Origin of the sequence: Spiractinospora alimapuensis (assembly GCF_018437505.1) — a bacterium.
GTDB lineage: Bacteria > Actinomycetota > Actinomycetes > Streptosporangiales > Streptosporangiaceae > Spiractinospora > Spiractinospora alimapuensis.
Map to the genome: position 1 here is coordinate 1,265,746 of NZ_CP072467.1, position 21,841 is coordinate 1,287,586.

Below are 21,841 nucleotides of genomic sequence, written 5' to 3' on the forward strand. Positions count from 1 at the left end.
GGTGTCCGCGTCACCACACCCCCCACCGCGTCGGCCGACCGGGCTCAGCACCCCTCCGAGGCGCCGGCGATGTGGACGAGACGCGTCGCGGGGTCGCTGAGGCGGGTGCCGCGTTGCCACACGGCGGTCAGGAGACGGCGCATGTCGACCCCGTCCACCGCGATCTCCCGGAACCTGCCGTCGTTGAGCTCGTTGGCCACGGCCAACACGCTCAGGACCGCGGGCGCGCTGTCCCCGGCGACGGCCACCTTGACCGCCGCGTTGGAGGAGAGCTCCAACGCCGGGGTGGCGGGACCGTGCCCCGTGGCCAGGGCAAGCGCCTGTTCCAGGGTTGTCCTGGTCCCCGAACCGGGTTCCCGCATGACCAGCGGAGTCTGGGCGAGCTCTGTCGCGGGCACCGGTCTGTGGCGGCGCGACCACGGATGGCGGGGCGTGGTGACCACCGCCAGTCGGTCCGTCCCGACGCGGGTCGAGGCCAGGTCGCGCGGCACGTCCTTGGACTCCACGAAGCCGAGGTCCACGGCGGAGCGGCGCAGGAGATCCGCGACCGTCTCGGAGTTCACGACGCGCAGTTCGACCTCGGTGTCGGAGGCGCTGGCGCGAAAGGCCACCAACCACTGCGGCACCAGGTACTCCGCGATCGTCATGCTCGCCGCGACCCGGAGCCACGCGGTTCGCCGCTCCCGCAGCGCGGCCACCCCGACCATCAGCTCCTCGGCGGTGTCCACCACGCCCGCGGCCCACCCCGCCACGCTGTGTCCCTGCGGAGTGAGCCGCGACCCCGACGTGTCCCGGAGGAGCAGCGGAAGCCCGAGTTCCCGCTCCAGGGTGTCCAGGCGGCGGCTCGCGGACGCCTGTGTGAGACCCAGCGCGTGGGCGGCCCGGCCGATGCTGCCGTGCTCCTCGACCAGAAGCAGCAGTCGCAGGCTCGCGATGTCCGGCCACTGGAGCCGCGGAGTGGTCATACGTCCACCGTATGACCTTGCCCGAAACTGACCCCTAGTGGCCCGCCAGACCCAAGATCACCATGGGCTCATGCCCGAAAACCGACAAACCGCCGGACCCGTCGCGCCGGAACCGGAGCTCCCGCGCTTCCAGCCGCTTCGGACGCTGCTGCCGGGCGTGGCGCTGACAGCGCTCGGCACAGGCGCCGCGTTCGGGGCGCACCTGGTCCTGCCGGCCGTCAGCGCCCTCATGGCCGCCCTGGTGCTGGGCGCGGTGGTCGCCAACACCGGGCTGCTGCGGCCGAGCGCACAGCCGGGGGTGCGTGCGACCTCCAAGACTCCGCTGCGGGCGGGGATCGTGCTGTTGGGACTGCAGCTCGCCGTGGCCGACGTGCTGGCGCTGGGACTCCCCGTCCTGGGCGTCATCGTGGTGACGGTCTTCTGCACGTTCTTCGGCACCGTGGTCCTCGCGCGATGGCTCGGGCTCGGCACCGAACGCGGAGTGCTGGTCGCCGCCGGAACCGCCATCTGTGGCGCCTCGGCGGTGGCCGCCATGCGCGGCGTGGTCGACTCCGAGGAAGAGGACGTGATGACCGCCGTGGCACTGGTGACCCTCTTCGGCACCGTCACGGTGTTCGCCCTGCCCGTCCTGCACGGCGGTGGGGCCATGGACGACGCCGGGTTCGGCATGTGGGCCGGTGCCAGCGTCCACGAGGTGGGCCAGGTGGTGGCGGCCGCGGGTGCGGTCGGTTCGACGGCGCTCGCGTCCGCCGTCGTCGTCAAGCTGACCCGGGTCCTCCTGCTCGCCCCGATGATCGTCGGTGTCGGCCTGTGGCGGCGAACCCGCACCCGGACCACCGCCGGCCCCCGGCCCCCGATCGTTCCCCTGTTCGTGGTGGGCTTCCTCGGCGCGGTCGCCCTGGGGTCCCTCGACGTCCTGCCCGCACCAGTCCTCGACGCGGCGGCCCTCGCCCAGACGATCCTCCTCAGCGCCGGCCTCTTCGCCCTGGGGACAGCGGTGCGGATCGTCCCGCTCGTGCGTACCGGCGGCAGAAGCATCGTCCTGGGCGCCGGAGCGACCCTGATCGTCACCACCGTGGCGGGAGTGGGGATCGTGCTGGTGACCTGAGGGGGTTACGGCCCACTGAGCCACTGAACGGGTTGACCAGTGACCGCGGCAACACACTCGAAGTCCCGATCGCCGTGCAACAGCGTGGTTCCGGTGAGTTCGGCGGTGGCGGCGAGGAGCAGGTCCACCGCGCCGGCGGAACGATGCTGGCCCCGGCTCGTCAGCTCCTCCTGAACCTTCGCGGCGCGCCCATAGACCCCGTCGGGGATGAACACGGACGGAAACAGCTGGTTGAGGCGTCGCGTCTTGTCTATATGGTCCTCGCGGGAACGAGCGCTGTAAAGGAATTCAAGTTCAGTAACCGGACAGATGCCTACCAGTCCGGCTGTCACCGGCCCCTCCCACTCATGCACGATCTCCGGTCGCGTGAGGAGTCGGACGAGCGCGCTGATGTCGACGAGGTAATGGGTGACGTTCACGGTCGGTAGTTACGCTTGTCCTTGAGGACTTCGAAATCGCCTCGATCCCCCATCGCCAGCAGCTCCGCGAAGGCCTTCGCCTTGGCGATACGTTCTCCCACGTCCTTCAGTGCGGCGTTGACCGTGTCCTGCTTGGTCGCGGTTCCCAGCACTTCCGCACCCTTGGCCAGAGCTTGGTCGTCGATGTCGATGAGCATCTTCGTCACGACCCACCTCCCACATGCGTATATACAGATGCCATGTTCCGTATATATGAGTGACTGGCGCCGCGGGGGCCCGTGGCCGCACCGGGGTCGAACCGTGATGTACGACCCCGGGGGTGTGGCCGGTGGGGTCACCAGAACACGGCGACGGCGACGTTCACGACCGCGAGGGCGCCGGCGGTGTTGGCCAGGGCGGTCTTGGGGTTGCGGACGTTGAGGATCGCGACGACGAGGACGGCGACGGCCACGGCCGCCTTGACCGTGATCTTGATGTGGTTGACGTCGCCATCGCCCATCTCCAGCATGCCGACCAGCAGCAGACCGGACACGAGCTGCAGGATCGAGCTGTGCAGGATCGCCTTGGGACCCTTGGTGCTGGCGGAGAGCTGCATCAACCACCCGGCGATGATCCCCGCCATGCCCAGTAGGTGGAGGAAGAGAAAGACGTTCTTGAGGATTTCCATGCCTGCAAACTACTACAGAGCGTAGAAGACGCAGGACCGGGGGCGTCGACGCGTATCGGATCCGCCCCGCTCAGGCACCGCGAAACGCGTGCAGTTGCTCGACGGACAGGGAGTATATTCCGGCCGCCCGGTCCAGGGCGTCGTCCACGATCTCCCGCCGGTCCGCCACACACAACCCCCGCGCGAAGGCCAGGGCCCGCCCCAGGTCGACGCGCGCGTGCGGCAGCCGCACCTCCACCCAACCCCGACGCATGAACTCCACCGTGCGCGGCCACATCATCCAGCTCGGCATACGAACCAGGTCCTGCAGGCTCATCCGCTCCCCGTCCAGGGGGCGCCGCGCCAGGGTGTCGACGACCACGGTGTGACGCACGCACGCGTCGAACAGCTCGGTGACCATCCCGCCGTCGGTGAACTCCGCCGCGCATCCCGCGATGTAGGCCACGACCTCACTGCGGCACATCCGGCACTTGTCCATGGAGATGGACAGGCAGCGACGCACCGCGAGGGAGTCCGGCTCGACGGGGCCCGCCGGGTCCTGCGCCTCGTGCGCCTGCCCGTACGGGCAGCGAATCGCCAGTGGATGGGTGGCCATGACTCCCCGCTTCTCCCGCGCGGGGCCTGGGCACTGTCCGGATATGCCGCCCTCGCGCACAGGCTCATCGTAGCGGAGCGACCGCACACTGTCCGAGGTTCAAGATCACGCGCTGGTCAGGTCCAACGGCTGGTGATGGGCAGTCGACGGTCCCGTCCGAAATTGCGCGCGCTGACCTTCGGGCCCGGTGGGTACTGGCGGCGCTTGTACTCGGCGCGGTCCACCATGCGGATCACCCGATCCACCAGTGTGGGGTCGTGTCCGACGTCCACCAGCTCGGCGCGGCCCAGGTCGGTGCCGATGTAGTCGTCCAGCAGGGCGTCGAGCACCTCGTAGGGAGGCAGGGAGTCGGAGTCCAACTGTCCGGGGGCGAGTTCCGCGCTGGGCGGCTTGGCGACGGAGTTCTCCGGGATGGGTGGGGTCTCCCCGCGCCGCACCGCCATCGCGTTGCGCCACCGCGCCAGGTCCCACACGGCGGTCTTCCACACGTCCTTCAGTGGAGCGAACCCGCCCGCCGAGTCGCCGTAGAGCGTGGAGTAGCCGGCGGCCAACTCGCTCTTGTTGCCGGTGGTGAGCACCAGATGCCCCTCACCGTTGGACAGCGTCATGAGCAACTGCCCACGCACCCGCGCCTGCAGGTTCTCCGCCGCGAGCCCCGTGGGATGGACCGCGTTCTCGAAGGCGTCCACCATGGGGCCGACCGGCACGGTCCGCCCGTGGATGCCCTGCCGTTTGACCAGGTCCTCGGCGTCACTCACCGAGTGGGTGGAGGAATGGCGGCTGGGCATGAGCACGCCGTGGACGCGCTCGGGGCCCACGGCGTCGGTGGCGATGGCGGCGGTGAGCGCGGAGTCGATTCCGCCGGACAGGCCCAGGATCACCGACGGGAACCCGTTCTTACGCACGTAGTCGCGGGTGCCCGTCACCAGCGCCTCGTACAGCTCCTCGAGGTCCTCCAGGGCGTCGTGGCGCTGTGGGCCCAGCGGGTCCCGGGCGGGGGTCGCCGTGACGTCGAGGGCGTGGGAGCGGATGGTCAGGCCGGACCGTTCGTCGCGGTACTCCGTGCCCTCGCGGCGCTCGGCGCCGGACGGAAGGGTGAGGTCGGCGAGCAGAAGGTGCTCGGTGAACTGCGGGGCGCGGGCGAGCAGCTCGCCGTCGGCGTCCACCACGAGGGAGTCACCGTCGAACACCAGCTCGTCCTGGCCGCCGACCATGTTCACGTAGGCCAGGGCCGCTCCCGACTCCCGGGCACGCCTTCGGCACAGCTCGAGGCGAACGTCGTCCTTCGCACGCTCGAACGGGGAACCGTTCAGGACGACGAGGAGACCCGCCCCGGCCGTGTTCGCCGCGGCGACGGGGCCGCCCTCCTGCCAGATGTCCTCGCAGATCGCGAACGCGACGTCGACTCCCAGCAGGGAGACGACGGGGAGGACGTCGCCGGGAACGAAGTACCGGTACTCGTCGAACACCCCGTAGTTGGGCAGGTGGTGCTTGGCGGACACCACCCGGACCCGGCCCTCGTGCAGGACCCCCAGCGCGTTGCGCGGCGCCCCGGCGGGTTCACCGAGCCGTGTCCGCTCGTCACCGCGCCGGTCCAGGAAGCCCACCGCGACGGGGAGACGCCCCAGGCCCTCCTCGGCGAGTCGCTCGGCGAGCCGCTCCACGGCGGCCAGGGAGGCGGCCACGAAGGAGCGACGCAGCGCGAGGTCCTCGACCGGGTAGCCCGGGAGCGTCATCTCCGGGAACGCCACGAGGTCCGCACCCCGGCGGTCGGCCTGCCGGGCGTACTCGACCACCTGGTCGGCGTTGCCGTCGAAGTCTCCGACGCCCGGGTTAGTCTGGGCGAGCGCGATTCGCAGTTGAGGCACGAGCCCAAGCCTAGAGGGTGGCCCCGCGCGGCCACGCGCCGACCACTCCGACGGGACGTCGTTAACGCGCCAGAAACCCTGACCAGGCACACTGGGGGTGAGAGCGGCGAGCGAGCCGCGCGGACGACGACGAAGGAGGACCGGTGGATCGACAGCAGGAGTTCGTGCTCCGAACGTTGGAGGAGCGCGAGATCCGGTTCGTACGTCTGTGGTTCACCGACGTTCTCGGCTACCTGAAGTCGGTCGCCGTCGCCCCCGCCGAACTCGAGAACGCGTTCAGTGAGGGGATCGGCTTCGACGGCTCCGCCATCGAGGGCTTCGCGCGGGTGCACGAGTCCGACATGTTGGTGCAACCGGACCCCGCCACGTTCCAGGTGCTGCCCTGGCGCAACGAGCCGCACGGGACCGCCCGCATGTACTGCGACGTGTTGTTGCCGGACGGCTCGCCGAGCTACGCCGATCCCCGCCACGTGCTCAAGCGTCAACTCAGCCGGGCGTCCGACGCGGGGTTCACGTTCTACACGCACCCCGAGATCGAGTTCTACGTGTTGAAGCGCAAGCCGGACCCCGGTGAGCTGCCCGAGCCCAACGACGAGGGCGGCTACTTCGACCACACGCCGCACTCCAGCGCCTACAACTTCCGACGCAACGCCATCATGATGCTGGAGGACATGAGCATCTCGGTGGAGTTCAGCCACCACGAGGGCGGCCCCGGCCAGCAGGAGATCGACCTGCGCTACGCCGACGCCCTCACCACCGCCGACAACATCATGACGTTCCGCCATGTCATGAAGGAGGTGGCGCTGGAACAGGGCGTCTACGCCACGTTCATGCCCAAGCCCTTCGGACAGTTCCCGGGGTCGGGCATGCACACCCACCTGTCCCTGTTCGAAGGCGACCGCAACGCGTTCCACGAGCCGGGAGCGACCTTCCAGTTGTCGACGATCGGCCGGGGGTTCATCGCGGGCCTCCTCACCCACGCGGCGGAGATCACCGCGGTGTGCAACCAGTGGGTGAACTCCTACAAGCGCCTGTGGGCCAACGCCGCCGCGTCCGCGGGTGCGGGCGGCGAGGCACCGGCCTACGTCTGCTGGGGCCACAACAACCGGTCCGCGCTGGTCCGCGTGCCGATGTACAAGCCCGGCAAGCCCAACTCGGCGCGGATCGAGTACCGCGCGTTGGACTCGGCGTGCAACCCCTACCTCGCCTACGCGGTGATCCTGGCCGCCGGGCTCAAGGGGATCGAGGAAGGCTACACCCTGCCGCCCGAGGCCGAGGACGACGTGTGGGGCCTCACCCCCGCCGAACGACGCGCGCTGGGCATCAAGCCACTCCCCCAGAGCCTGGACGAGGCGATCCGCACCATGGAAGAGAGCGAACTCGTCGCCGAGACCCTCGGCGAGCACGTGTTCGACTACTTCCTGCGCAACAAGCGCGCGGAGTGGGAGGAGTACCGCAGCCAGGTCACTCCCTTCGAGCTGCAGCGCAACCTCCCCACGCTGTGACCCCCTCCCACCCATCCCCCCGTCAGGTTTTCTCCACACCGAACCGGTGGGGGTGCACATCGGCCTGCCCGAGGTGCCGACGCCACCCAGGCACGCGTGGGGTAGTTTGAGGGCCCCTCACAGGCTTGGAGACCCCGAATGGGCGGCGACGCGGGACCGACCGCGCTGGTGGTCTACGACCTCGACGGCGTCGTGACCCGGAAGGACACCTTCACCGCCTTGGTCGTCCTCCGTCTGCGCACCTCACCGGCGCGGTTCCTGCGCGCGTTGCCCGGGATCGTCGCGATGGTGCTCGGCCGAGGACCGGAGACACGGAAGCGCGCCGTCCACCGGATCACGGAGGTCGCCCTCTCCGGGCTCTCCGAGGACGACTACTCCGCTCTCGCCCGGACGGTCGGCGCACGTCTCGGTGGGGACGCGTCGTGGATCCGTCGCGAGATCGTGGAACGGATGCGACGCCAGCACGCCGCCAACACCCGGATCGTCGTCGCCACCGCGACCGAACAGCGGCTGGCGGAGTCCCTGCTGCTCCAGGCTCAGGCACCCTACGACACCATCTCGGCGTCCCAGCTGGCGGCGACGCCCACGGGTCTGCGCGTCGCCGACCACCGCATCGGCGCCCGCAAGGTGGAGGCGTTGCGGGAAAACGCCGTTCCCGTCGCCGAGGCGGAGTTCGTCACCGACTCGGTGACCGACCTTCCCACCGCCAAACGGGCGGCGCGGGTCACCCTGGTGGGGGCGACACGGCGCACCCTCGAGCGCTACCTGAGCGAGGGCCTCGCGGTGCGGGTGCACTCCACCGGGCTCGTCGACTGAGTGGGTTGGAAGCGGTTCCTAGTCGCCAACGGTGCAGGTGCCAAGAACGGTCGTCACCGACTCTCCGCCGACCCAGATCTGGCCGGAGGCGTCGGTGTCGATTCGGACCCGGCCTCTACGGCCAAGCACGGTGCCCTGGCTGGAGGTGTAGGAGGGGGGCAGCACGCCGTCCTTGGTCAGCCACTGCGCGAGACCCGCGTTGAGCGACCCGGTGACCGGGTCCTCGGGCACCCCGGCGTCGGGAGCGAACCCCCGGACCTCGACCGCGCAGTCGCCGCCCTCAGGGTAGGACCCGACGACCCCGATCTTGAGATCGTCGAAGGCCGCGAAGTCGGGGGTCAGCCCCAGTACGGCGTCGGCGTCGCGGAGCAACACCGCGACCCACCCGGGACCGTTGTCGATCCACTGGGCGGCCACCACGTCGGGCCGCGTGATCCGCAGTGCCCGCAGGATCCGGTCCACGTCGGGGTCCGCGACGGGGCCCGACCGATGCAGCGGTGGAGCCGCGAAGGCCAGACTCCCACCCGCGTCCCGGCGCAGGGAGACCAGGCCCACTCCGCACTCCTGCACGATGTTCTCGCCGCGTGACGTGCCCCCGGCCTCCAGCCACGCGTGGGCGCTGCCCAGGGTGGGGTGGCCGGCGAAGGGAAGTTCCCCTCCGGGAGTGAAGATCCGCAGCCGGTAGTCCGCTTCGGGGTGGGTGGGCGAGAGCAGGAAGGTGGTCTCCGACAGATTGGTCCACCGCGCGAAGGCCGCCATCGTCGCGTCGCTCAGCCCGTCGGCGTCGTGCACCACGGCGACTGGGTTGCCCAGCAACGGCTCGGAACTGAACACGTCGACCTGACGGAACGGGGTCTGCATGGCCCCGATGCTAGCCGAACCCCCAACACCCGGCCAGAGCCCGGCGGACGTTACGCGACCCCATCACCGGCCCCCTTCAGGCGCGGGCTCGCCCTCCGGCGCTGTCGAGGTGTTGTGTCCTGTGTGGCTGGTGACGTGGGGTGGGTGGGCCGGCAGGCGGTGTGGAGGCAGCCGGAGCCGATCACGGGGTGGCGCTCTCGCGGGCGGCGGTGCTCGTGCGCCTGTTCGCTGTGTCTTGGCTCGTCCGTGGACGCGGTGGCCGCAGGTGGGGATGGTGCCGGGTTTCTCGCTGCCGGCGTGGATCAGCTCGCCGGGGTGGTGGCGTTCGTCGCGGCGCTCCGCGCGGGTGGTGGCCCGGTCCAGGTGGGACAGGCGGGCGCACCGGTGGCGGGCCGGGATCCGGTGGACGGTGGAGGCGTGCGTGCCTAGGTGTCCGGCGATACGGGCCGGTCCGCACTGGTTGAGGTGGCGGAGTTCGATGACGCGGCGCTCGCGTCGGGTGGGGGCGCGGCGTGGCGAGTGCCGCGGGCGGTTGGAGGCAGCGGCCATGCCTGCCTGGCCCGCTCGGCGATAGCGCCTACCCGGCGCTGGGCGGTGGTCGGGCTGACCTGGAGGCGCTCGGCGACACGGCGCGGAGGCCAACGGTCCTCGACCGCACAGCGGGCCAACGCCAGACGGCCGGCGCACGCGAGATTGGCGTAGGTGTGGGTAGCGTGGGGTAACGAGGGCCTTCCGGCTGGTCGGACGTGAGACATCCGCACCAATCCGTAGGCCCTCCCCTATTGCCGCACCTTGTAGCCGGCACCAACCTGAATGGGCAGTACACCTGGCTTCTCGCGGTTCGGGTGGCTTGCCGGGGTCCACAGGGTGGAGCCGTGCGCGGGCCGGCGGTCCGGTTCCGGGCGGGTGGGCCACCCCAGCCCAGGCTCCCGTGGGCGCAATGCCCCGGCGGCCAACCAGCCGTGTCTACCGCGGGGTGACCAGACAGAACCCGTTGCGCTCCGGGTCGCGCATCACCTGGAAGGAGCCCTGATCGTCGGTGACGGTCCCACCGACGCGACGCGCGCCGAGAGCCTCGGCCTCCTTGATGGCGGTGGCCAGGTCCGCGACCCGAACATCGGCGTGGACGCGGACGCGTCCGTTCCGTGGGCGTGGATCGGGCTGGAATGACAGCCGTCCCATTCCCGGGATGTCGCGAACGACGGCCCATCCGTCGGCGCGGTTCACGGGTTCCCCGCCCACGATGGCGGCCCAGAACCGGGCGAGGGTCGGCGGGTCGGCGGCGTTGATGACCCACTGCTCCACCACACCCAGCGGAGGGCGGGAAAGGTCGGGGGCGGGTTCTGGCACGGTCAAGGGCCTCGCGGGGTTGGTCACGATGTCGGTTGCGGGGTGCCCAGGTCCAGCTCGGCGGCTTTGGCGGCCGCGGCGCTGCGGTTGGGGACGTCGAGCTTGGCCAGCAGGTTGGACACGTGCACGCTGACCGTCTTCGGAGCGATGAACAGGCTCTCCCCGATCTCCCGGTTCGTGCGGCCCTCCGCCAGCAGACGCAGCACCTCGATCTCCCGGGGGGTCAGGCCCGCCGGGTTCGCGTGGGGGACGGACGGTTCGTCGCGCAGCGACAGGCCGAGTCTGGCGCACACCTCGGTCAGCCGCAGTCGCCACCGTCCCAGCTCGTACTTGTCCAGGAAGCTGAGGACCTCCGGCACGTGGCCCTGGGCCGCGGCGAGGTCACCCATCTCGGCCGTGGCCTCCAGCCGGTAGATGAGCTGCTGCGCGGCCCACGTCGGCCGCCCGGAAATGTGGCACAGGTCGAGCGCCGACTCCGCGTGGCGCAGGGTAAGCGCGGGGTCCTCGCTCAACGCCGCCTGGGTCGTCGCGGCCATGGCCTCCGCCGCCGGCCCCCGCACAGGGATGCTCTCCGCCAGGTCCAACAGTCGGATCCGGAACGCCGCCCAGTCCTCCGGTCCGACGGACTCCCGCTCCCGCACCGCCACGTGCCACAGGTCGGAACCGAGTTCGATGATGTCCCACGTGTGGATGATGTCGCGCTCAGCACCCGCCACCGGGCCCTCCAGCAGCGACTCGAGCTTGGCCCGGGCCTCGGTCAGTCGCCCCTCCGCCTGTAGCAACACCGACTCGACCGTGGAGTTCTGGGCGATGTAGATCGGCATCGCGGTGTCCAGCGGCAGGTCCCGCGCGCTCGTCGCCAGGTGCTGGCGGGCCTCCGCGAGGTTCCCGCGCTCCCAGGCGATCAACGCGCGCAGCGCCCCCAACGTCCCCCGCCACCGGGCGGAACGCACCGTCCGCCGCGCCTGCGCGGCGTAGTGTTCCGCTTCGGCCGTCCGACCCATGTCCCGCAGGCACGAGATGACGTCGAGCATCGGCGACCCGTCGAGGTTGACCTCCCGGGCGCGGTGCACGGCCGCCCACGCCTCGTCCAGCCCCTGCTGCATCCGGTTGTTCATGCGCAGCACCACCGAGGTGGCATGCGCGACGCGCAGTTCGGTGACCGGGCGCTCCTCCGCGACCGCGAGGTCCCGCGCCCGGCGCAGCATCTCCAGGCCCACGTCGCACTCGCCCAGGTCGATCCCGTGGTACCGCCCGAGCGCGGTGAGCACGCGCGCCTCAGTACGCTTGTCCCCCGACTCCCGTGCCAGGCCCAGGGCCTCCTCGGCGACCCGCCGCGCGTCGTCGAACTCCCGACGGTGGATGAGGTCCTCGGCCAGGGTCGCCGTGAGCATGGGACGGCTCGGGCTGCCGCAGGGCAGGATACGCAGGGCCGCGCGGAGGTCATCGGTGGCGCGATCCTCGCCGTTCTCCTTGTAGGCGTGGCCGCGCTGGTGCAGTAGGTGGGCGATGCTGCTGGCGTCCAGTTCGGGAATCTGGTCGGCTTGGAGTTCGTCCAGGATGCCGCCGGTGAGCTCGTCGAGCCCCTGACTGGCGAACGCTATCCCGCGTGCCGGGTCCCCACTGTTGGTGGCGGCCCCGGCGGCGGCTTTCAGGACGTAGGAGCGCGGGTTACCGATGCGCTCGACCGCGTCGGGAACCTGCGGCCACAGTTCGAGTACCCGTTCCAGCATCGACAACTGTTCCGGATAGGCGTGGGCGTTCCACGCGGCCTTCGCGGCCTGCCATGACGCCGTCAGCGCCGCGGGCAGGTCGTGAGCGGCGTAGCGATGGCGGGCGATCCGCGCCGGAAGCCGGTTGGGCGGAAGCTGGCCCGCCCCCTGCTCCAGCGCGTCGGCGCAGGCCTGGTGCAGGCGAACACGTTCGCCGGGCAACAGCATGTCGCAGACGGCCTCGGACAGCAGGGCGTGGCGGAACACGAACATGGTGCCCTCCACGCGGAGGATGTTCGCGTCGATCGCGGAACGCAGCGCGGAGTCGAGGGCGTCCGGGGGAACGGGTGCGATCGCGGCGAGCAGCTCGTGGCTGGCGCGTTCCCCGGCGACCGACGCGGCGTTGACCACCGCGCGGGCCTGGCCGTCGAGCGCGTCGACCGGGCCGAGCAGCAGATCGCGGGCCGTCTCGGGGAGGTCGCCGACCTGGCAGTCGCCCTGTTCCACGAGGGACTCGACGAAGAGGGGGTTTCCGCCGCTGCGCCGGTACACCTCGTCGAGGGCGGACGGGTCGAGCGCCTGGCCGCGGATCGCCTTGGCCTGCTCCGCGACCTCTTCCTTGTTCAGGGGCTCCAGGTCGATCAGGGAGACCTCGGGCAGGCGGGAGAGCTCGGGGAGGAGTCGGCGCATGGGATGCCGGCGGTGGAGGTCGTCGGAGCGACAGCTCACCAGCAGGTGCACGCGGGCGGAGCCCAGGTTGTGGATCAGGAAGACGAGGAGGTCGCGGGTGGAATGGTCGGCCCAGTGCGCGTCCTCGATGATGACGGCGAGCCCGTCTGGCTCGGCGGCCTGCTCCAGCAAGGTCAGTACCTCTTCGAACAGGCGGGCGCGGCCGTCGCGGGACTCGTCACGCACGGCACCGAGTTCGGGGATGAGTCGCGGGAGCTCCACGACGCCCTCCAGCACCTCCGGCTGGGAGACGCGCACCGCGCGCACCAACTGGCGCAGCGCGGCGACGAACGGAGCGAACGGGAGTCCCTCGACCCCGAGGGCCAGACACCCTCCGGCGATGACGCGACCCACCCGACTCGCCTCGGTGTACTCCGAGAGCACGCGCGTCTTGCCGACACCGGCGTCACCGACCAGGAGCGCCGCGGTGGAGGTCCCGGACCGGGCGCGTTCCGCGCCCTGCAGGAGGTCGGTGAGCTCCGCGGTGCGACCAACGAAGCGCGTCCCGGAATTGCTGACCCTGACCATACCTTCCAGAATGTCAGGTGGCGTGGACACGGGAAACCCGATTTATCGGACGCAGGCGAACTCGGTGACCTCGACCGAGGATGGTTCCGTCGCTTCCTGAAGTGCGGAGGTGTCTGGATCCACGGCGGACACGGCATGCTCGGCGTGGTCGGAACGCGGCGTCGTGACCTCCGTCTCGCCGCTGACCGCCACGGTGCCCTCCTCGGCTCGCGCCGCCGCCGCGCGCGCCTGACGGCGGCTCCTCCTGGTTCCGGGCGTCGCCTCGGGTTCCTCGTCGTTTCGCCGGCGGACCAGACGCCCCAGCCGCCACCGTGCGGCCCTTTCACGCGCCTCCTGTTGATACTGGGTGTCCAGTGCGCGTACGAAATCCGGATGCATCGCGTATCCCCTCTCCCCGGCCGACTCTCCTGCGACCGGCCCGATTCCTACACTCGGGCTAAGGAGGGGGCCGGCGAATCGGGACGATGCCCTAGATTCGCCGCCTACTCAGGGGTCTTAGATGGCGCAGGTCACACAGACGCACCTGCCCTCGGCCGAAGACGGGGGGTCGGGCCTAAGGCGGTCCCTCCCGAGACCCCCGTGCCGGTCAGGCCCTGTGGACGCCCACCAGCGATCCCGGCCAGCGAAGGCTAAGCTGTGCTGAAGGGGGGACCCCGCGCCCACGGACATTCGCTCCCGTCCGCGGCCTCCGGGTTCGCCCCGCATGGCCCGCGGGGCGCTCAGTCGGTGCTGACGCCCGCCAGCATGGTGTCGACGAGCCGTTGGGCGCGTTGGTGTGGCGTGAGTGTGGTGCCGACCCGGCGGTACATGTGGACGCCGCCGAAGAGGAGCATGAACGCGACGTCGAGGTCGATGTCGGAGCGGAGTTCCCCGTTGTCCACCCCGCGCCGCAGGACCTCCGCCACCGTGTCGGTGCGGGGCGCGAAGACGTGCTGTCTGACCCGCTCGGCGATGTCGGGATGCGCCCCGCCCATCATGAGCAGGTCCACCGCGTGCTCCAGTGGGTTGTCCAGTTCGGAGCAGATGACGGTGATGAGGATCGTGAGGTCCTCCCGGACCGATCCGGTGTCGACGGCGGGCAGCGGTTGGCGGAGCCGGGCCACCGCGTCGGTGTAGAGCTCCACTTTGCCCGGCCACCGTCGGTAGATCGTGGCCTTGCTGACGCCGGCGCGTTGCGCGATCGCGCCCACCGACACCGCGGTGACCGTCATGTGTTCGCCGAGGAGCTCGAGCGCCGCCCGCAGGATGGCGTCGTCGGCCTCTTGGCTACGCGGCCGGCCTGGTTGGCGAGACGGCGTCGTCGGTGTGGGCATGGGCGGCCACCACTATCATTCGTCTTCCGTACGCGCGGAGCCTGGCGGACCGGAACGCCCGGGCATCCAGATGGCCACGGTCACCGCACCAGCCAGGGCGATCAGTGCGGAGCACAACGCTACCGTGTGCATCCCCGAAAGGAAGGCCTGCTTCGCGGGATCGAGCACCGCCTGGTAGGTCGCCTCCCCCACCGTACGGGCCGCGGCGAGGGTCTCCTCGATCGACGCCTCGCCGTCGCGCACGGCCTCGGGAAGGTCGTCCAGGGTGGGAGTGAGGCTGCGGCGGTACATGAAGGACAGCAGGGTTCCCAACACCGCCACCCCGAGGGAGACGGCCACCTGCCGCGCCGTGTTCTGCAGGGCGGAGGCGGATCCGGCCTGCTCAGGCGGGACGACGCTCATGATCGAGTTGGTCGCGGGCACCATGACGGTGGCCATGGCCGACCCTTGGAGCAGGAAGACGAGCCCCACCAGGACGAGGGGGGTGTCGGTGCCGAACTGCGTGTAGGCCGCCAGCGCCGCCGACACCCCGATCAGTCCCACCGAGCAGACGCGTCGGGCTCCCCATCGGGCGACCAGCGCCGGGCTGAGTGGGGAGAAGACGAGTTGCCCCACCGCGATCGGGATGATGAGGAGGCCGGCGTGGAACGGGGTCAGGCCGCGCACGCTCTGCAGGTAGAAGGTGCCAAAGAAGAACACGCCGGCGAGGGCGAAGAACACAAGCATGATCGCGGCGACCGCCACGCTCAGCCGAGGGTCGCGGAACAGGCGCACGTTCAGCGCCGGTTCCCGGGCGTGCGCCTCCCACCAGACGAAGGCCGCCAGGATCGCGAATCCGCCCACGGTGGCGCTGATGGTGTCCCAGCCGAGGAAGCTACCGCGGTCGCCGGCGGCGATGATTCCGTACAGCAGGAGCAGCAACCCCACGATGGACAGGAGCACACCCACCGGGTCGAGGCTGCGCGCACCCTCGTTGCGGGACTCCGGGACCAGCCACGCCATCAGGGCCAGCGCCAGCACCACGATGGGCACGTTGATCAGGAAGATCGATCCCCACCAGAAGTGCACCAGCATGAGGCCGCCGAGTGTCGGGCCGATGCACAGGCCGACCCCGACCGCGGCGGCCCAGATCCCGATCGCCCGGCCCCGTTCGTGTCGGGGGAACACGTTGGTGATGATGGCGAGGGTCTGCGGCATGACGGCGGCGCCAGCCAGCCCCTTCAACGCCCGGGTGAGGATGAGCTGCTCCGGGGTGACGGAGTAGGCGGAGAGCACCGAGAAGACGCCGAACGCCACGAGGCCCCAGGCCAGGACGCGGCGCCGGCCGAACCGGTCCCCGACCACACCGAAGGTGATGAGCAGCCCGGCGAAGAGGAGGGTGTAGGAGTTGATGGACCACGCCAGCTCGCTCTGGGTGGCGCCCAGGCCCTCCTGTGGGTCGGCGAGCACGCGCAGCGCGACGTTGAGGATGGTGTTCTCCAGCACCACCACCGTGACGGCGATCCCCACAACGGCGAGCACCGCCCACCTGCGGGGATGCCCCGGATCCTCGTGGCTGGAGGCACGCGCCTCCATCTGGTCCGTCACCACACCCCCGTAGCGTCCGCCCCGTGAACTCACTCTGAGCCATTTAAATACGGAACGGTCTCGTTTCGCAACGTGGTTTCCGGGATTATTTGGCGACCTGTCCCCGTTTGTCGTGCATGGCGGGTCGTACCATGAGGCGACACACCAGTCCGGGGACGCCGAAGGGCGCCACGAGACATCGGAGGAATACCATGGCTGCCACAGCCCTGTACGGCGGCATCACCGGCCGCCGCGTGACCATCCGCGACATCGCCGCCGCCAAGCGCGAGGGCCAGCGTTGGCCCATGCTCACCGCCTACGACGCGATGACAGCCCGGGTCTTCGACGAGGCCGGGATTCCCGTCCTGCTGGTGGGAGACTCCGCCGCCAACGTCGTCTACGGCTACGAGTCCACAGTGCGGGTGAGCGTGGAGGAGCTCCTGCCCCTCGCCGCCGCGGTGGTGCGTGGCAGCTCGCGCGCCCTCGTCGTCGCTGACCTCCCCTTCGGCTCCTACCAGGCCTCACCGGCGCAGGCCCTGGAGACGGCGACGCGATTCATGCGAGAGGCCGGCGCCCACGCGATCAAGCTCGAGGGAGGGGCGGCGGTCGCACCCCAGGTCGAGGCGCTGGTGAGCGCCGGAATCCCGGTGATGGGGCACGTGGGTCTCACTCCGCAGTCCGTGCACGGCCTCGGGGGCTACCGAGTGCAAGGCCGAGGCGAGGACGCCGCCCAGCTCCTCACCGACGCCAAGACCCTCCAGGAGGCGGGCGCCTTCTCCGTGGTGATGGAGTGTGTCCCCACCGACCTCGCCACCCGGGTCACCGAGCAACTCACCATTCCCACCATCGGCATCGGCGCCGGCGACGGCACCGACGCCCAGGTCCTCGTCTGGCAGGACATGGCCGGGCTCACCCCGTCCACGGCGAAGTTCGTCAAGTCCTTCGCCGACCTCGGCGACGTACTCAGCCGCGCCGCCCGCGAGTACGCCGACGAGGTCGTCGCCGGCACCTTCCCCGACGAGGCCCACTCCTTCGCCTAGGGAGCCACGCCGAAGGCCCGCTGATCCCTGGTGGGGGTACCCCCACCAGGGATCAGCCATGTGTGCCGCCGGTCGACCGGCCCGCACGCCTTGGGCACGTCGCGTTTGGGGCGGTCCCGATGCCAGGTTGAGGTCTTCCGACGAACGAGCCATTACTCGGACATATATTCGTTTTATCGCGGAATTCCTGCGAGTCCGTGATTCACCCTCTAGTGTTCACCTCATGCCAGAATCCCCGCATGAGGCGCTTCACCAGATCTTCCGGGAAGACACCTCACTCATCTGCCGCGTCCTCCAACAGTTCGCGGATGCCGACATCGACGACCCCACGTCAGTCACGGTGCTGAACGTGGACCTGACCGAGTTCAAACCATTGGTCCGGTTCACCGACACCGCGTTGATGTGTGAATGGGGCGACGACAAGCACATCTTCATCGTCGAATCCCAGACCGAACAGGAAGGCGAGAAACGCGCGGCATGGCCCTACTACGTGGCCTACCTCCACAACAAATACAACTGCCCAGTGACATTGGTCGTCCTGTGCTCCGATCAGGCCGTCGCCCGATGGGCCAAGCGCCCCATCGTCATCGGACTGAGCCAGCATCCGTCCATGGTCGTCACGGCCCTCGCCTTCGGCCCGAAGGACATCGCGCCCATCGCGGATCCCGACGAGGCGAGCAAGCACATCCAACTCGCGGTGTTCTCAACGCTCATCCACCGGAAAGACACACCAACCGTTTCCGAGCAACTCGACGCCCTCGCCGAGGCCTTGGCTACCATCGACACCAAGAGCGCGACGCACCTCGCGCACTTCACGGGCGCGGGACTCGGCCCCACCATGGCCCGACAGATCTGGAGTGATCTCATGAACGCCGGCACCCACCAGTACCAGTCCGACTTCACCGCCCAATGGGAAGCCAAGGGCGAAGCCCGAGGCGAGGCCCGGGGCGAGGCCAAGGGACGGGCCAAGGGCGAGGCGCAGGCGCTGTTGCGCATCCTCGACCGCCGCGACATCCCCGTGGACGAAACATCCCGCACACGCATCCTCGCCTGCGACGACCTCGAACAACTCGGCCACTGGATCGACCGCGCCCTCACCGCGACCAGCATCGACGAACTCTTCACCTGAACCTCTCCGAGGCAGTACTTCGTTCGTCAGCCCGCCTGGTCGGTGCGCCCGGAGCCTCCCGTTACTAGTTACTCGCTAGTAGGATCTGTGTTCCAGTGATCCGACAGGGAGGCTCTCCGTGCGCATCGCCATGCCCTTGCAGTACTCAGGAGATCTACGATCCGCCGCCCAACAGGTCGCCGAGTTGGAGAAGGTGGGGCTGGACACGGCGTGGGTTGCCGAGGCCTATGGCTTCGACGGACCGACCTCGCTGGGCTATCTGGCGGCCAGGACCGAGCGGGTGCGGTTGGGTGCGGGGATCCTGCCGGTCTACTCCCGGACGCCGACGCTGATCGCGCAGACCGCGGCCGGGCTGGACCAACTCTCCGACGGACGGGCCGTACTCGGCCTCGGAGCGAGCGGGCCGCAGGTGATCGAGGGGTGGCACGGCGTCCCCTATCGGCGCCCCCTGGCACGGACCCGGGAGACCGTCGACATCTGCCGCCGCGTCTGGGCACGCGAGGAGCGGCTTACCTACGACGGTTCCGTGTTCACCCTCCCGCTGCCGGCGGCGCAGGGCACCGGACTCGGCAAGCCACTGAAGATCATCAACCATCCGGTCCGTCCCCGGGTTCCGATCTATCTCGCCGCGCTCGGACACAAGAACGTCGCCATGACGGCGGAGATCGCCGAGGGCTGGTTGCCGTTTCTCTTCCTCCCGGAGAAGGCCGACGAGGTGTGGGGCGATGCCCTCGCCGAGGGTTTCGCCAAGCGTCCCGCGGAGCTGGGGCCGCTGGAGATCTCGGCGGGAGGCATGCTCGCGGTCGGCGAGGGAGAGGAGACACGACAGCTTCTCGACCTGGCTCGCCCCATGGTCGCGCTGTACGTGGGTGGCATGGGCGCCAAGGAGCGCAACTTCTACGCCGACCTCGCCGCCCGGTACGGGTACGGCGCGGAGGCGGAGCGGATCCAGGAGCTGTACCTCGCGGGGCGCAAGGAAGAGGCCGCCGCGGCCGTCCCGCACGAGCTCCTGGAGCTCACCAACCTGGTGGGTCCGGAGTCGTTCGTGCGGGAGCGCATCGAGGCGATGCGGGCGGCCGGGGTGACGGAGCTGAGTGTGGTTCCGCTGTCCGACGACCCCGTGCGTCTTGTGGAGCGTCTGCGCGGGTGGCTGTGACACTTACCCTCCCGGCGGTAGGAGGGTGGTGAGCTGCCTGGCCAGCGCGGCGCGTGCCTCGACGAGCGCCGGCCCGTACCAGGTCAGGTGCCGTCCTTCGAGCAAGGCGGCCGGCAGACGAGGGAAGGATTCCGGGCCGTCGTCGGCGGTGAACGCGTAGGGCTCGTCGGGGAGGACCACCAGGTCGGCCGGCACGGAGTTGAGCTCCGGAAGCGGCACCTTGGGGTAGCGGTCCTCGTGCGTGGCGTAAATGTTGCCGACGCCCATGCGGCGCAGCAGGTCACCGCCGAAGGTGTCGCGGCCGATCACCATCCACGGGCGGCGCCAGATGGGGATGACGGCCCAACGTTCGGGTGGCGGCGGTTCTCCCAGGAGGTCGCCCCACACGTCGTGAACGGTGTCCAGCCAGTCGGGGACACCCCAACCACACGCGGTGAACAGGCGGGCGAGGCTGGTGACGGCCTGTGGCAGTGTCCGGATATCGGTGACCCACACCGCGACGCCCGCCTCCCGCAGCCGCGACAGGTCGGTTTCCCGGTTCTCCTCGGCGTTGGCGATCACCACGTCCGGCACCAGTGCCAGAACCTTCTCGACGTCCGGGTTCTTGGTGCCACGCACCCGCGACACGTCCAACCCCGTCGGACGGCTGCACCAGTTCGTCGCACCCACGATGGCCTCGGGTTTGGTCGCCGCGACCGCCTCGGTCAGGGAGGGCACCAACGACACCACCCGGCGTACCGGGTGGTGGAGGTCCACGGCGGCCCCCGTGTCGTCTCGAGCGGACTCCACTCATACCCCCGTGATGCGCAGACCCGCGTGGGTCTTGTAGCGCCGGTTCACGGCGATGAGGTTGGCGGTCAGTGCCTCCACCTGCCCGGCGTTGCGCAGTCGGCCTCCGTACAGTCCGCGCACGCCCGGAATCCGGTCCGCCAACGCGCGCACGACGTCCGTGGCGTCGCGGTCCTCGCCCAGGACGAGGACGTCCAGCTCCACCGACTCGATCTCCGGATCCAAGAGGAGCACGGCCGACACGTGGTGGAACGCGGCGACCACCCGACTGTCGGGGAGCACGACGGCGGCCTGCTCCGCGGCGCTCCCCTCGGGCACCTCAAGGGGGTAAGGGCCGCGCTGGTCGAACCCGAGCGGGTTCACGCAGTCGACGACGATCTTTCCGGACAGCGGGCCGGCGAGAGACTCCAGGAGCTCGCGGTGCCCCTCCCATGGCACGGCGACGATGACGACGTCGGCGTTCGCGACGGCCGAGGCGTTGTCCGTTCCCGTCAGTGAGGGCCCGGCGTCGAGGTCTGCCGCCGCCTGCTCCGCGCGCTCGGCGCGACGCGATCCGATGGTGACCCGCTGCCCGGCCAGGGCGAGACGCCGCGCCAGACCCCTCCCCTGGTCTCCGGTGCCGCCCAGGATGGCGACGTGGAGGTTGGTGATGTCCGGCGTGGCGTAGGGACTGCGTTTCTGCGTCATAACCGCATCCTGCCAGCCCGAGGCACGAACGATTGCGCCGAACCCACCCCCCGGGCGCGCGGGATGCGGCACCATGGGTGCGTGGACGCCGCACACGTCGCGATGCTGCGCGAGATTCTGCAATCGACGGGCTGGCTGGAGCGGGCCGACGACTTCGGTCGGGCGCTGCGCCGGACCCGTAGCCCGGGCGGTCTGCTGTTGGTGGGCACGCCCGACGAGGAACCGTGGCATCTCGCCGCCCATCTGGCGGACGAGAGCCGCTACTCCGGGCTCCCCCAACTCGACCCCACCCTGGTGCGGTGGAATCCGCCCCTCGACGCACCGGCGCACCTGCGTACCGGCACCGACCGGTTGAACGAGGTACACCGCGGCGAGACCCTTTTCGTGGTGAACCCCGACGAGGAGGCGCCAGTTCCCCTGCTGGAGCGGGTCGACGACGCGCGCAGGAGCGGGGCGACCGTCCTGGCCCTGGACCGCGGGGACAGGGAACTCGGCCAGCTCGCCCACGACGCCATCAGCCTCGACGAGGCGACCGCCCCCCTCCATCTGGACGGTCTCCAACACCTGGTGAGCGCCGCCGCGGGCGACGCGCGCCAGGCCCCACAACGAGGCTGGAAGGAACGGATCTCCCGCTTCCTGGACGTCGTGAGCGGCCCCCGCTTCGAGGACTAGACCGCCCACGCGGTCGTAGGTGGCCTGTGGACGCTCACCGACCGCCCACGACGAGAAAAGCTAGGCTGTACTGAAGGGCGACCCCGCGCCCGCACAGGGGTCCCAGCGATGCGTCGGGGGTTACTGGTCGTCCTTTTCGCGTTCTTCCCATTCCTCGTTCCGGGCGGCGGCGCGTTGGAGGGCGGTGGCGGCTTCGGCCTCGGTCTCGAAGGGGCCGAGCCGGACGCGGTCGGGGCAGCCGGGGCCGAACTCGACCGTGTTGTGGCGCAGGCAGTACCACCACTTCCGGTCGCTTCCCGGGTTCAGGGAGGACTCACCCATGGCACGCTCCTTGTCGCTCGGTCGCTCGCCCCGTCTCCTGTCATT

General features: G+C 70.1%; 23 protein-coding genes. 8 read left to right on the forward strand and 15 right to left on the reverse strand.

What is annotated here, in order from left to right; genetic code table 11:
* Nucleotides 1-44 precede the first annotated feature (44 nt).
* Nucleotides 45-965 carry a LysR family transcriptional regulator gene (locus J4H86_RS05865; protein WP_236542486.1) on the reverse strand — a complete coding sequence of 307 codons (921 nt, stop codon included), beginning with the start codon at nt 963-965 and terminating at the stop codon, nt 45-47.
* 70 nt (nt 966-1,035) lie between these two features.
* On the opposite strand from J4H86_RS05865, the gene J4H86_RS05870 reads away from it, so the two are divergent.
* The gene (locus tag J4H86_RS05870; protein WP_236542487.1) at nt 1,036-2,073 is read left to right on the forward strand and encodes a YeiH family protein; all 1,038 of its coding nucleotides are present in this window, start codon (nt 1,036-1,038) and stop codon (nt 2,071-2,073) included.
* A gap of 5 nt (nt 2,074-2,078) precedes the next feature.
* On the opposite strand, the gene J4H86_RS05875 is transcribed toward J4H86_RS05870, so the two are convergent.
* The 5 genes from J4H86_RS05875 to J4H86_RS05895 all read right to left on the reverse strand — a co-directional run bounded on the left by J4H86_RS05875 (nt 2,079) and on the right by J4H86_RS05895 (nt 5,622).
* On the reverse strand, nt 2,079-2,492 hold the full coding sequence (locus J4H86_RS05875) for a PIN domain nuclease (RefSeq protein ID WP_236542488.1): 414 nt from the start codon (nt 2,490-2,492) through the stop codon (nt 2,079-2,081).
* The gene (locus J4H86_RS05880) at nt 2,489-2,689 is read right to left on the reverse strand and encodes a type II toxin-antitoxin system VapB family antitoxin (RefSeq protein WP_236543924.1); all 201 of its coding nucleotides are present in this window, start codon (nt 2,687-2,689) and stop codon (nt 2,489-2,491) included. The genes J4H86_RS05875 and J4H86_RS05880 overlap by 4 nt, the downstream gene beginning before the upstream one ends.
* Before the next feature lie 137 nt (nt 2,690-2,826).
* Nucleotides 2,827-3,159: a hypothetical protein gene (locus tag J4H86_RS05885; RefSeq protein WP_236542489.1), complete on the reverse strand. Its 333-nt coding sequence runs from the start codon at nt 3,157-3,159 to the stop codon at nt 2,827-2,829.
* 70 nt (nt 3,160-3,229) lie between these two features.
* A complete protein-coding gene (locus J4H86_RS05890; protein WP_236542490.1) occupies nt 3,230-3,754 on the reverse strand; it encodes a hypothetical protein in 525 nt (174 codons plus the stop codon).
* Between the two features lie 116 nt (nt 3,755-3,870).
* Nucleotides 3,871-5,622: an NAD+ synthase gene (locus tag J4H86_RS05895; RefSeq protein WP_236542491.1), complete on the reverse strand. Its 1,752-nt coding sequence runs from the start codon at nt 5,620-5,622 to the stop codon at nt 3,871-3,873.
* A 143-nt stretch (nt 5,623-5,765) separates the two neighbouring features.
* On the opposite strand from J4H86_RS05895, the gene J4H86_RS05900 reads away from it, so the two are divergent.
* The gene (locus J4H86_RS05900; protein ID WP_236542492.1) at nt 5,766-7,127 is read left to right on the forward strand and encodes a glutamine synthetase family protein; all 1,362 of its coding nucleotides are present in this window, start codon (nt 5,766-5,768) and stop codon (nt 7,125-7,127) included.
* Between the two features lie 138 nt (nt 7,128-7,265).
* A complete protein-coding gene (locus J4H86_RS05905) occupies nt 7,266-7,943 on the forward strand; it encodes an HAD family hydrolase (RefSeq protein ID WP_236542493.1) in 678 nt (225 codons plus the stop codon).
* An 18-nt stretch (nt 7,944-7,961) separates the two neighbouring features.
* Here the strand turns inward: J4H86_RS05905 and J4H86_RS05910 are convergent, their stop codons facing one another.
* Complete coding sequence (locus J4H86_RS05910; RefSeq protein WP_236542494.1) at nt 7,962-8,804, reverse strand: PhzF family phenazine biosynthesis protein; 843 nt, start codon at nt 8,802-8,804, stop codon at nt 7,962-7,964.
* Between the two features lie 297 nt (nt 8,805-9,101).
* Between J4H86_RS05910 and J4H86_RS27215 the strand changes: the two genes are divergently transcribed.
* Complete coding sequence (locus tag J4H86_RS27215; protein ID WP_269134536.1) at nt 9,102-9,233, forward strand: hypothetical protein; 132 nt, start codon at nt 9,102-9,104, stop codon at nt 9,231-9,233.
* 537 nt (nt 9,234-9,770) lie between these two features.
* Here J4H86_RS27215 and J4H86_RS05915 read toward each other — a convergent pair.
* The 5 genes from J4H86_RS05915 to J4H86_RS05940 form a co-directional block, all read right to left on the reverse strand.
* Nucleotides 9,771-10,154: a VOC family protein gene (locus J4H86_RS05915; RefSeq protein WP_236542495.1), complete on the reverse strand. Its 384-nt coding sequence runs from the start codon at nt 10,152-10,154 to the stop codon at nt 9,771-9,773.
* 23 nt (nt 10,155-10,177) lie between these two features.
* Complete coding sequence (locus J4H86_RS27365; protein ID WP_330932494.1) at nt 10,178-13,123, reverse strand: helix-turn-helix transcriptional regulator; 2,946 nt, start codon at nt 13,121-13,123, stop codon at nt 10,178-10,180.
* 42 nt (nt 13,124-13,165) lie between these two features.
* A complete protein-coding gene (locus J4H86_RS05930; protein ID WP_236542496.1) occupies nt 13,166-13,501 on the reverse strand; it encodes a hypothetical protein in 336 nt (111 codons plus the stop codon).
* A 341-nt stretch (nt 13,502-13,842) separates the two neighbouring features.
* Complete coding sequence (locus J4H86_RS05935; RefSeq protein WP_236542497.1) at nt 13,843-14,436, reverse strand: TetR/AcrR family transcriptional regulator; 594 nt, start codon at nt 14,434-14,436, stop codon at nt 13,843-13,845.
* A gap of 15 nt (nt 14,437-14,451) precedes the next feature.
* Nucleotides 14,452-16,023, reverse strand: coding sequence for an MFS transporter (locus tag J4H86_RS05940; protein WP_236542498.1), 1,572 nt, complete (start codon nt 16,021-16,023; stop codon nt 14,452-14,454).
* Between the two features lie 191 nt (nt 16,024-16,214).
* Here J4H86_RS05940 and panB point away from each other — a divergent pair, with 191 nt between their 5' ends.
* The 3 genes from panB to J4H86_RS05955 all read left to right on the forward strand — a co-directional run bounded on the left by panB (nt 16,215) and on the right by J4H86_RS05955 (nt 19,327).
* A complete protein-coding gene (gene panB, locus J4H86_RS05945; RefSeq protein WP_236542499.1) occupies nt 16,215-17,042 on the forward strand; it encodes a 3-methyl-2-oxobutanoate hydroxymethyltransferase in 828 nt (275 codons plus the stop codon).
* Nucleotides 17,043-17,265: 223 nt separating this feature from the next.
* Nucleotides 17,266-18,171, forward strand: a complete 906-nt coding sequence (locus tag J4H86_RS05950; RefSeq protein ID WP_236542500.1) for a hypothetical protein — start codon at nt 17,266-17,268, stop codon at nt 18,169-18,171.
* 118 nt (nt 18,172-18,289) lie between these two features.
* Nucleotides 18,290-19,327, forward strand: a complete 1,038-nt coding sequence (locus J4H86_RS05955) for an LLM class F420-dependent oxidoreductase (RefSeq protein ID WP_236542501.1) — start codon at nt 18,290-18,292, stop codon at nt 19,325-19,327.
* Between the two features lie 3 nt (nt 19,328-19,330).
* Here the strand turns inward: J4H86_RS05955 and J4H86_RS05960 are convergent, their stop codons facing one another.
* Together J4H86_RS05960 and npdG are read right to left on the reverse strand one after the other, a co-directional pair.
* On the reverse strand, nt 19,331-20,116 hold the full coding sequence (locus J4H86_RS05960) for a helical backbone metal receptor (RefSeq protein WP_236542502.1): 786 nt from the start codon (nt 20,114-20,116) through the stop codon (nt 19,331-19,333).
* Nucleotides 20,117-20,803 (reverse strand): NADPH-dependent F420 reductase, encoded by a 687-nt coding sequence (npdG, locus tag J4H86_RS05965; RefSeq protein ID WP_236542503.1) that lies wholly within the window; start codon nt 20,801-20,803, stop codon nt 20,117-20,119.
* An 81-nt stretch (nt 20,804-20,884) separates the two neighbouring features.
* Between npdG and J4H86_RS05970 the strand changes: the two genes are divergently transcribed.
* Nucleotides 20,885-21,475, forward strand: coding sequence for a hypothetical protein (locus tag J4H86_RS05970; RefSeq protein WP_236542504.1), 591 nt, complete (start codon nt 20,885-20,887; stop codon nt 21,473-21,475).
* A gap of 120 nt (nt 21,476-21,595) precedes the next feature.
* On the opposite strand, the gene J4H86_RS05975 is transcribed toward J4H86_RS05970, so the two are convergent.
* The gene (locus J4H86_RS05975) at nt 21,596-21,796 is read right to left on the reverse strand and encodes a hypothetical protein (protein WP_236542505.1); all 201 of its coding nucleotides are present in this window, start codon (nt 21,794-21,796) and stop codon (nt 21,596-21,598) included.
* Nucleotides 21,797-21,841 lie beyond the last annotated feature (45 nt).